We start from the raw sequence: 10,512 nt of genomic DNA on the forward strand, positions 1-10,512 counted from the left end.
TCGGACGATAAGACCACCCCCGAACAGGATGCGAAGCGTATCGCCTGGGCGGCCGGCGACCTGATCGAGAACCGTCCGGCGTTGTCGCGGTGGCATTCCGCCTGGAAGGATCCTTTTTTCGCGGTTCATGCAAGACTGACCGTCTGTACTGACCGCCCGCACTGACCGGCCGCATTGACCGGCCGTCGCTTTCCTGAATCGGTCGGAATTTGCTAGCCCACGAACGCATACTGCAACACACGCGGAACCCCTGCCCGTTTCTCGAACCCGATCGCCAAAACAGTCCCCTATCGAAAGGCCGACGATGCTCCGTCCCACTCTGATCGGTTTCGCCCTGGTATCGCTCGCGGGGTGCGGCTCGTCCGCCACGACCCCAACGCCCGTAGCGCAGCCGGCCGCCCCGCCGGTAAATTACGGCGCGTCGACGCCGGCCAAGGTCAAGCCATTCAAGGCAACACCGGTCGCGACGTTCGACTCGCCCTGGGCGCTTGCGTTCCTGCCCGACGGCACGATGCTAGTCACCGAGAAATCCGGTCACCTTTGGCTGGTTCAGGCCAGTGGCACCAAAACCGAAGTCGGCGGCGTGCCGGCGGTGCATGCCGAAGGCCAAGGCGAGCTGCTCTTCGTCGCGACCGCGCCGACCTTTGGACAGGACCGCCACGTCTATCTTACCTATTCCGAACCGGGCGACGGCGGCGACGGCCTCGCTCTTGCGCGCGCGACGCTCAGAACGGTCGCTGGCAAGCCTGTGCTGCAAGGACTTCAGGTCATCTGGCGCCAGCTTCCTCGCGGTGCGGGCGGCCAGTTCGGCGGGTACATCGCCTTCTCGCCCGACGGCCAATATCTGTTCCTCACCTCGGGCGAGCGCCAGCGCTTCAGTCCGGCGCAGGACCCGGACCAGGCGCTTGGCAAGATCCTGCGCCTCACGCTCGACGGCAAGCCCGCTCCGGGCAATCCCGGCGAAGGTAAGACCGGCAGGACGACGGTTCCCGTCTTCGATCCACCGGCCAATACCGGATCGGTCGCCATAGCCCCAACCCATAATGTGACGATCCCCGCCCCAATCTGACCCCGGCAAAGATCTGGTCGACGGGTCATCGCAACGCCTATGGTCTCGCCTTCGACGCACAAGGACGTCTGTGGGAGACCGAGATGGGACCGCAGGGCGGCGACGAACTGAACCTCATCGAACCCGGCAAGAACTACGGCTGGCCGATCGTCTCCTACGGCAAAAATTACGACGATACGCCCATCGCGTCGCCCGCCGGCCGGCGCGAGTTCCAAGAACCCGCGCTGTACTGGAACCCGGTCATCGCGCCCGCTGGCTTCACGTTCTACTCCGGCAAGATGTTTCCTCAGTGGCGCGGGTCGGCCTTCGTCGGCGGCTTGGCCAGCACGGCGCTGATCCGCATCACCTTCGATGGCACGACGCCGCGCGAGGCCGAACGCTGGGACATGGGCGCGCGGATCCGTGCGGTGATGACCGGCCGCGACGGCGCGCTCTGGATACTCGAGGACGGCACTGACGGCCGGCTGTTTCGCCTCACAACGACGCGGGGCGCATGATTGACTGACGCACGCTAAGACTTTAACCCTCCAACCAATCGGTTGTGATCTCGCCTTTATGCCCCTCCGGCGCCAGCACGGCGCGCAGGGCTCCCAGCAGAGGTGGTAGCGCCTGTATGAAGGCGTAGGGCAGGTTGACGATATAAAGGCCTGCGCCATTATAGATGCCGTGCTGATCGTCATCGTACAGCCAATGCTCCACACTCAGCAATTTCGGGATACCGATTTGGCGTAACTGCTCCTTCCACCGCCGATGCGCGGCGCGGTCTTTCAGCGGATACCAGATCATCGTCACGCCGTGCGCCCATTTACGGTAAGCAGCGGCGAGAGTGGCCGTGATACGTGCGCGGTCATCGGGCTGCTCGTACGGCGGGTCGACCACCACCACGCCGCGCGCGGGTTTCGGGGCGGGAGCAACGCCAGCCAAAGTTCGTAGGCGTCGCGCTCATGCACGGCAGCGGACGTGTCGCGCATCACACCGCGCAGAGTATAGGCGTCCTGGGGATGCTTTTCGTTCAGGATGAGAAAATCCTGCGGGCGCAGTAGCTGCGCCAGGATCCGCGGCGAGCCGGGGTAGAACCGTGGCTCGGCTCCGGCATTCACCGCCTGCACGACGGCGCGGTAGTCGTTCAGCAAGGAGTTCAGGTCGGCAAAGGCCCGCAGCACGCCCTGCGTGGACTCGCCGGTGCGTTGTGCATCCTCGCCGTCGAGGTCGTACAGCCCGCAGCCGGCATGGGTGTCGATCAGGGTCAGCGCACCCGGTTTTTGCTGCAGCGCCCGCACGAGGGCGATCAGTAGGCTGTGTTTCACGACGTCGGCACTGTTGCCGGCATGGAAGGAATGGCGATAATTCATTTCAATTCGAAATCCTGACGGTCTACCTTTATGCGCGCCCCTTGGCGCGGTTGCCGAAGCGCGAGGCGATTGAAGTCACCGAGCCCGTGCTGGTATAAAGTCGGGCGGAAACCTGCAACGGACTTGTGCGCGAGGCCTTGAGCCCGCGTTAGCGGTCGTCACCAGGAACGGAGGCGCTAGGCTCCGGGAGCGGCGCTGACCAAGTTGCGGTCATTCAGGTGCCGTTCCCCGCCTCCCAACTCAGCCATTCGTTCATCGGACTGGGCGGTAGCGTTCGGCGGACGATCCATTGCCTCTACGGCTTGAAAGTCGGATTCCGGCCTGCCCGTTTATGGGTTGCGCTAGCAGAGTTCCATATACGTTCATTCATGCGGCGAGACGAGGAACTCAAATGCCTGTTGGCGGAGAGAGCTACCGACGCATGACCAGTTTCACCCTGAAAATCGCTACGTGCTAAGTCCCCACAGACCTGAGGCAAGGTAGTAAAATGATTGGCCGTCCGAGCGGCAAGTCTAGTGTCGAGCGTCGCCGCGAAAGCGATCGGGCGACGGCGCTGTTGTATCGAAGGTTCGGTTGTCCCGGTTATTTCGCCAGCGCGTCGGCTTGATCCAGCGGTACCACCGGAAGCCAGACCGCGCTCGCCGATGTTCCGCCGCGAACGATCGTGACCGTCGCCGCCTTATAGTCCGCTTTCTGGGCGAGGAAGATATTCGGCACGAACGTCTGCGGGTTGCGATCGTAGAGCGGGAACAGGCTCGACTGGACCTGGATCATGATCTTGTGGCCCGGCTGGAACACATGGTTCACGGTCGGCAGGCGGAACTTGTATTCCTGCACCTTACCCGCCGGGATTGCCGTCGGCTCGGCGAAGCTCTGGCGATAGCGGCCGCGGAAGATGTCGAGGCTGATCGGCAGTTCATAGCCCCCATCTTCGGATCGCTCGCGTTCTCGGCCGGGTAGACGTCGATCACCTTGACGACGAAATCGCCATCGGTGCCGGTCGTCTTCGCAAAGATGTCGGCGATCGGTGCTCCCGACACGCGCACCGGCGTGGTCAGCGCCTCGGTGGTGTAGGTCATCACGTCGGGACGGCCATCGACGCCGCGCTGGTCGCCGACGAGCCAATCGCCCCAGCGGCCATCACCAAAGTTCACCGGGCGTGGCAGATGCGGCACGGGCTTCGACGGATCGGAGACATAGCTATCACCGCCGGTCGTCGCCTTTCCGAACCCGAGCGCGCCGCCGTCCTGCAGGTATATCGGCTTCAGCGGCAAGGCGCATCCCGTCTCGCACGCGAGCGGCCACGTCGCGAACTTGTCCCAGTGGTTCTCGCCGGTGTTGTAAATCGCGGCGGCGGGCAGCGTGATCGCCGGGCCGTCCTTCAAATACTGATTGAAATAGGGGAGCAGCATGTCTTCGCGGAATTGCTGTGCGGTGTCGCCATTCCACTGGAACGGCCCGAGGCTGCGGCCCTCGCGGTTGATCTGGCTGTGACGCCACGGACCCATGACGAGGTGGTTGTTGCCGAGCTTGCCCTTGGCTTTCAGCGCCTCCCACGCGGTGATCGCGCCGTACATGTCTTCCTGGTCCCACAGGCCCTGTTCCCAGATCGTCGGCACGTTCGACGGATTGGCGGCGAGCAGCTTGTCGAGCGCCTGGCCCTGCCAGAAGCCGTCATAGGCAGGGTGCGACACCATTCGCTGCCAATAGGGTAGTTGATCGTAGCCGGACTTCTTCGCCCAGTCGCCGGCCGAGCCGACCTCGCGGAAATTGTCGTAATCGTCATAGCCGCCGGTGGGTGGTGCCTTGCCCGCGCCCTTGTAGCCGGTCTGGCTGCCAAGCCACGCGATGTTGGCGAGTCGGAAGGCGCCATAGTGGAACCAGTCGTCGCCCATCCAGCCGTCGATCATCGGGCTTTCCGGCGCGGCGACCTTCAGCGCGGGGTGTGGATTGAGAAGTGCCATCGCGACCGTAAAGCCTTCGTATGACGAACCGATCATGCCGACGCGGCCGTTGCTCTCCGGCAGGTTCGCCTTGTTCACCAGCCAGTCGATCGTGTCGTACGCGTCGGTGACGTGATCGACCTTGGTCGGGTTGAGCGGGCCGATGACGGGGCGCGTGACGACGTACTCGCCCTCCGACCCGTATTTGCCGCGAATGTCCTGGTAGACCCGGATATAACCCGCTTTGACAAACATTTCGTCGGCGAGCGGCAGCGTGGCGAGGATGCTCGCGCTGTCGGAACGGTTCGCGCGACCCTTTGCGTTGTAGGGCGTGCGGGTCAGGACGATCGGCGCGTTCGCTACGCCCTTTGGATAGACGATGACGGTGTAGAGCTTGGTCCCGTCGCGCATCGGGATCATCACTTCGCGTTTCACGTAATCCTGCGCGGCGGTCGGCGGCACGAACTTGGCGGGGATGTCGCCGCCGACGGGTACAGCCCTGTCCTGCGCGATTGCGGTGGTTGCGAGGGCAATCGAGGCGAGCAGGACGAATTTGACGGACATGGCGAAGGCTCCGGAAGCGTTGGGGCGAAGCTACGCGCAACCAGGGCGCGGGGGCAATCGGTCTGACAGTCTTTAATTGCGCGGCATGGTCGATGGCGCGGTGGAGGACGAGAACGGCCGGGCCTTCGCACCCTTGCCCCAGGCCTTGTTCGGCTGCGCACCCATCACGAACCGCAATTCACCACCCTGCCGGATCTCGTCGTCGCGCAGATAGCTGCGGGTGAGGGGCGTGCCGTTCAGCGTGACCGACCGGATATACGGGTTCGCATCCGACAGATTGTCCGTCCGGATCGCGAATTGCTTGCCGCCGGGCAGCGCTAGCGTCGCCTGCGACAGGAACGGGCGGCCGATGACATATTCGTTCGATCCCGGCGCAACCGGGTAGAAACCAAGCGCAGTGAACACCAGCCATGCCGACATCTGGCCGAGGTCGTCGTTGCCGCTCAGCCCCTCGGGCTTGGCGCCATATTGGCTCGCGACGATCTGCCCGAGCCGCTCCTGCGTCCGCCACGGCGCGCCGGCGTAACTGTAGAGATAGGCGACGTGGTGGCTCAGTTCGTTGCCGTGGATATATTGGCCGATCAGCCCGGCAATATCCTCCGCATGGCTGTAATCGACCTTCGAATTGTCGAACTCGAACATCGCGTCGAGCTTCTTCACGGTCTTCGCATCGCCGCCGAGCAGCCGGAACAAGCCGGCCTGGTCCTGCGGCACGAACCAGCTATATTGCCACGCATTGCCCTCCGTATAATCAGAGCCGTAGTTGATCGCGGTCGGATCGAACGGCGTGCGGAACGCGCCGTTCGCCAGCCGTGCGACCCGCGCACCGCGCGTCGACCCGTCTCACGATGAGAAAGTATTGTTTTCCGTATCTGTCTGCCTCGTCCAGAGCGCCGATCTATATGCTGGACCATAATTTCGGTTGGTTCACCACAACGATCGCCCACCCGGAGCAAACAAGCAACGCGGATCGCGTCGGTGTCAGCATCAGCGACGAACCCGCTCCGCTCGAACGCACGGTGCAGCGATAGCATTAACGATCGTCGCTAAGATCAGAATGAGGCGCGACGCAGTTTGCCCCCGCGACCGCAGCGATGAGCGGGTGGCCGAATACAATCCTCCGATTCTCACGAACGATGTTTCCGTCTTCCGGGTGCTAGGTGAACACCGCGGAGCGTGCAACCTGACCGCGCTCGATCCGGGACAACTGCGATGCGGAGACGCCGCTACGGCGAGCGAGCTCGGCGAGCGTCCAACCAAGCCGTCGACGTCCCCATCGCAGAGAATCGCAAAGATAAACTTGCTGACCATCTTGGGCGGTGTCTGGCATCCGGGGATGAGGCCCCGCGTTCGGTCCGACCTCTGCCACTTGTGTCCAGTCCAATTCAAAGATTGCCATCATTCGCTTGAGCGTCTCGGAACGGGGCCACGCTTTCCCGTTTTCGATCCGCGAAAGCGCAACCGACTGATCCCGACCTGCACCGCAAAACGTTCGGCGCGATCGGCTCGCCCATTCCCGCCTCGCCTTGTCGATAGCTCCGTATGATCTCACCCAAATCGGCACGAAGCCCGCCAAAGCCTGCAGGCAGACGCATGCGGGGACGCGGACGTGCGCAAGACATTGAGGGCATTTACCGATTTTGTATCGTTGATGCACGCTAGATAACGACCATCCCAAAACGTCAGCATGGTCGCTGTGCAAATCGAGTGGGTGGAAGACGAGAAGGCGCAGGAGGCGCTTGCCGATCTCGTCCGGCTGCTCGCGCATCAGGCAGCAAGAGAGGCTCATCGGGAAGCGCAGGATTCCGGCGCCTCGAAGTTATGAAAGAATAAGTCATGCTGACTCCCCTACCCCGCCGCATCGCGCTCTACGGCCGTCACTCGACCATCATGCAGACCGCGTCATCAAGCGCTGATCAGGTTGCGGCCTGTGCACCGCTGGTCAGCTTTCTGGGCGGAAACGTCGTGGCGACCCAGCTTGATCCTCAGCTGTCAGGTTATCGCCGCAATCGCCCAGGACTACAGCTGTTGCTGCGCGCAGCGGAAGCTGGCGAAATCGACATCATCGTCTGCGAGTCGCTCGACCGGCTGGCGCGTGATGCAGAAGACGTGGCCTGGCTGGGCAAGAAGCTCGCCTATCACCGCGTCCAGCTCCACACGGTTAGCGAAGGCCATGTCGACGAGATCAAATTCGCAGTGGCAGGGCTACTCGGATCGATCTTCCTGAAGCATCTCGTCGACAAGACGCTGCGTGGCATGGAGGCAGCCGTGCTTGCGGGGCGGTTCGCCGGAGGGCGTGCATATGGATACAAGCGGATGGTGCGGCTCGATGCGAGCGGAGAGGTTCAACGCGGGCTGCTCGAAATTGACGAAGCGCAGGCCGAGGTGGTGGGCCGCATCTTCGCATGGTTCGCCGCGGGGTTGTCCTCTATTCAGATCGCCACCCGGCTGAACGACGAGGGCGTGCCGGGCCCCCGTGGTGGGGAGTGGAACGCCTCGACGATCCGAGGCGATCCCGCCAAACTAGTCGGCATCCTCAACAACCCGCTCTATGTGGGACGCCTAGTATGGGGGCGCCGGGAGTGGCGCAGGAACCCCGACAGTGAGAAGCGCGAACGCCGCTATCGGCTCCGTGACCAGTCTGAGTGGGTCGAGGTTGCGGTCCCTGACCTGCGGATCATCGACGATACTGTCTTCGAGGCCGCGCGCGATGAAATCGAACGCCGCAAGCGCCCGGCAACCGCATCGTCGACGGTCGGCAGCAAGCGCGCAAAGCATCTCCTGTCCGGGCTCATCCGCTGCGGTTGCTGCGGGGCAAACTATACGATCAGCGGGAAGGATTATTACCGCTGCGCTGGTCAGAAGGAGCGAGGCACGTGCGGTAATCGTGTTTCCGTGCGCAAGGAACCTCTGGAGGCCGCGACGCTGGCGGTTCTGCAGGAGCATCTGCTGACCGAGAACCATGTGCGCCTATTTATAGAAGAATTCGAGCACGAGATGCAGCGATTGGGCCGCCAGGACGCGGGCATGGAGCACGCAGCTCAACACCGCCTCAAGCAGGTCACTACTGAACTCGACAATCTGTACCAGAACCTGCTCGCTGGCATTGCCAGTCCGGTGCTCCGGGCGATGATCGCGGAGCGAGAGGCGGAGAAGGAGCGGCTGGAGGCACAAAGAATTGCAACAATTACCGGAAACCGATCGTAGTCTCCCTGCCCCACCCGGTGCTTGTGGGCCGCTTCCGCAGCAAGGTTGCGGCACTCCGCCAGTCGCTCGACGACGAAGCGATCCGGACCGAGGCTGCGGCAGTGATGTCGACGCTCATCGAAAGCGTGACGATCTGCCCCGACGAACCCGGCGGCCCGGAGGCGGAGGTGGTCGCCAAAGTATCGGACCTGCTAGCCTGGGCCACAAACGACAACGCCGCCCCAGGGGGCGGCGTGATGTCGAGTTCTGTAATGGTGGTTGCGGGGACAGGATTTGAACCTGTGACCTTCAGGTTATGAGCCTGACGAGCTACCGGGCTGCTCCACCCGCGCCGAGATCCCATTAAAGTGTTACTTTAATGGGGCCCGAGTTCCCGTGAGGGAATAGGTGTATGGGACGTTGTGAATGGGTTTTTGATATGTGCTTGCATGTCGCACGGGCTTCAATGCCTGGCGACGACCTACTCTTCCATCGCTTGAGCGATAGTACCATTGGCGCAGTCGGGTTTCACGGCCGAGTTCGGAATGGGATCGGGTGGGACACCGACGCTATAGCCACCAGGCAATGGAGCCGGTGCGACATGCGTTGCGTCATATCTGGGTCCCTCAGCTTTGCTTTGCAGCGTGGCTGAGGGTTTAAAATCGATACCGTGCAAGGTTTGTAGTGGTATTCGACCAATCCCTCGACGGCGAGGGGATTGGCAATCTGGCGTCGTCTTAATCATCCGCACTATCGAATGGCTAGCTGGTTGCCCAGTGTTGTCATTGATGGTGTGAGATTCTCAAGCGCGAATAGAGCAATTAGTATCGGTTAGCTCCATGCGTTACCGCACTTCTACATCCGATCTATCAACGTCGTGGTCTCCGACGGCTCTATGAAATCTTATCTCGAGGGAGGCTTCCCGCTTAGATGCTTTCAGCGGTTATCCCGTCCATACATAGCTACCCAGCTGCGCTCCTGGCGGAACGACTGGTACACCAGAGGTATGTTCAACCCGGTCCTCTCGTACTAGGGTCAACTCCTCTCAAATTTCGACGCCCACGGCGAGATAGGGACCAAACTGTCTCGCGACGTTCTGAACCCAGCTCACGTACCACTTTAATTGGCGAACAGCCAAACCCTTGGGACCTGCTCCAGCCCCAGGATGTGATGAGCCGACATCGAGGTGCCAAACAACCCCGTCGATATGAGCTCTTGGGGGTTATCAGCCTGTTATCCCCGGCGTACCTTTTATCCGTTGAGCGATGGCCCTTCCACGAGGGACCACCGGATCACTATGACCGACTTTCGTCTCTGCTCGACTTGTCAGTCTCGCAGTCAGGCGGGCTTATGCCATTGCACTCTAACAGACGGTTTCCGACCGTCCTGAGCCCACCATTGCGCGCCTCCGTTACTCTTTAGGAGGCGACCGCCCCAGTCAAACTACCCGCCACAGAGGGTCCCTGTTCCGGCTTACGGAACGAGGTTAGACATCAGAAACAAACAGGGTGGTATTTCACCTATGGCTCCACATCAGCTGGCGCCGATGCTTCAAAGCCTCCCACCTATGCTACACAGTTTCTTCCTAATGCCACTCTGAAGCTGCAGTAAAGGTGCACGGGGTCTTTCCGTCTAACCGCGGGTACTCCGCATCTTCACGGAGAATTCAATTTCGCTGAGCATGTCCTGGAGACAGTGGGGAAGTCGTTACGCCATTCGTGCAGGTCGGAACTTACCCGACAAGGAATTTCGCTACCTTAGGACCGTTATAGTTACGGCCGCCGTTTACCTGGGCTTCATTTCAGAGCTTGCACCCCTCCACTTAACCTTCAGGCACCGGGCAGGCGTCAGGCCCTATACGTCGTCTTGAAGCCGACTTAGCAGAGCCCTGTGTTTTTGCTAAACAGTCGCTACCCCCTGGCCTGTGCCCCCTCAAAGTGCTTGCGCATAGTGAGGGCCTCCTTCTTCCGAAGGTACGGAGGCAATTTGCCGAGTTCCTTCAGGACACTTCTCTCAAGCGCCTTGGTATACTCTACCTGACCACCTGTGTCGGTTTCGGGTACGGTCTATACGGTGGGGCTATTTCCTGGAACCATTTCGAAGCCATCCCAATCCGATAAGGGATGACAACACACATGATCCGTCACACACCACCAGGCCCACGAATATTAACGTGGTTCCCATCGACTACCCCCTTCGGGCTCGTCTTAGGGGCCGGCTCACCCTGCGCGGATTAGCCTTGCGCAGGAACCCTTGGTCTTTCGGCGAGAGGGCATCTCACCCTCTTTATCGCTACTCATGTCTGCATTCGCACTTCCGATACCTCCACGACCCATTACCAGATCGCTTCACAGGCTTACGGAACGCTCGCTACCGCGTACCACATAAAGTGGCACAC

General features: G+C 61.5%; 5 protein-coding genes, 1 tRNA gene, 2 rRNA genes and 3 pseudogenes (1 of these 11 only partly in view). 4 read left to right on the plus strand and 7 right to left on the minus strand.

All coding sequences use genetic code 11. The annotated features are described in order from the left end of the window. The first annotated feature begins 304 nt into the window (after positions 1 to 304). Entirely contained in the window at positions 305 to 1,069 is a 765-nt protein-coding gene (locus AC0IX7_RS07770) for a PQQ-dependent sugar dehydrogenase (RefSeq protein ID WP_471811110.1), read from the plus strand. 11 nt (positions 1,070 to 1,080) lie between these two features. Further along, positions 1,081 to 1,566 carry a PQQ-dependent sugar dehydrogenase gene (locus AC0IX7_RS07775; protein ID WP_471813799.1) on the plus strand — a complete coding sequence of 162 codons (486 nt, stop codon included), beginning with the start codon at positions 1,081 to 1,083 and terminating at the stop codon, positions 1,564 to 1,566. A 22-nt stretch (positions 1,567 to 1,588) separates the two neighbouring features. Here the strand turns inward: AC0IX7_RS07775 and AC0IX7_RS07780 are convergent. From AC0IX7_RS07780 to AC0IX7_RS07795, 4 genes and pseudogenes are all read right to left on the minus strand, one after another. After that, positions 1,589 to 2,421, minus strand: a pseudogene (locus AC0IX7_RS07780) (23S rRNA (adenine(2030)-N(6))-methyltransferase RlmJ). A gap of 582 nt (positions 2,422 to 3,003) precedes the next feature. Then, positions 3,004 to 4,928 (minus strand): annotated as a pseudogene (locus AC0IX7_RS07785) (CocE/NonD family hydrolase). Between the two features lie 72 nt (positions 4,929 to 5,000). Then, positions 5,001 to 5,744, minus strand: a pseudogene (locus AC0IX7_RS07790) (GH92 family glycosyl hydrolase); the annotation flags it as partial. A 340-nt stretch (positions 5,745 to 6,084) separates the two neighbouring features. Further along, positions 6,085 to 6,330 (minus strand): helix-turn-helix domain-containing protein, encoded by a 246-nt coding sequence (locus AC0IX7_RS07795; protein ID WP_471811112.1) that lies wholly within the window; start codon positions 6,328 to 6,330, stop codon positions 6,085 to 6,087. Between the two features lie 285 nt (positions 6,331 to 6,615). Between AC0IX7_RS07795 and AC0IX7_RS07800 the strand changes: the two genes are divergently transcribed. Together AC0IX7_RS07800 and AC0IX7_RS07805 are read left to right on the plus strand one after the other, a co-directional pair. After that, complete coding sequence (locus tag AC0IX7_RS07800) at positions 6,616 to 6,753, plus strand: hypothetical protein (protein ID WP_471811114.1); 138 nt, start codon at positions 6,616 to 6,618, stop codon at positions 6,751 to 6,753. Between the two features lie 11 nt (positions 6,754 to 6,764). After that, complete coding sequence (locus AC0IX7_RS07805) at positions 6,765 to 8,135, plus strand: recombinase family protein (protein WP_471811116.1); 1,371 nt, start codon at positions 6,765 to 6,767, stop codon at positions 8,133 to 8,135. A gap of 255 nt (positions 8,136 to 8,390) precedes the next feature. Here the strand turns inward: AC0IX7_RS07805 and AC0IX7_RS07810 are convergent. From AC0IX7_RS07810 to AC0IX7_RS07820, 3 genes are all read right to left on the minus strand, one after another. Then, a tRNA-Met gene (locus AC0IX7_RS07810) sits at positions 8,391 to 8,466 on the minus strand. 116 nt (positions 8,467 to 8,582) lie between these two features. Continuing rightward, positions 8,583 to 8,697 (minus strand): 5S ribosomal RNA (rrf, locus tag AC0IX7_RS07815). A 218-nt stretch (positions 8,698 to 8,915) separates the two neighbouring features. After that, positions 8,916 to 10,512: ribosomal RNA gene (locus AC0IX7_RS07820) — 23S ribosomal RNA — on the minus strand; it runs 1,197 nt beyond the window's last position.

The organism is Sphingomonas sp. AC411 (genome assembly GCF_979253035.1).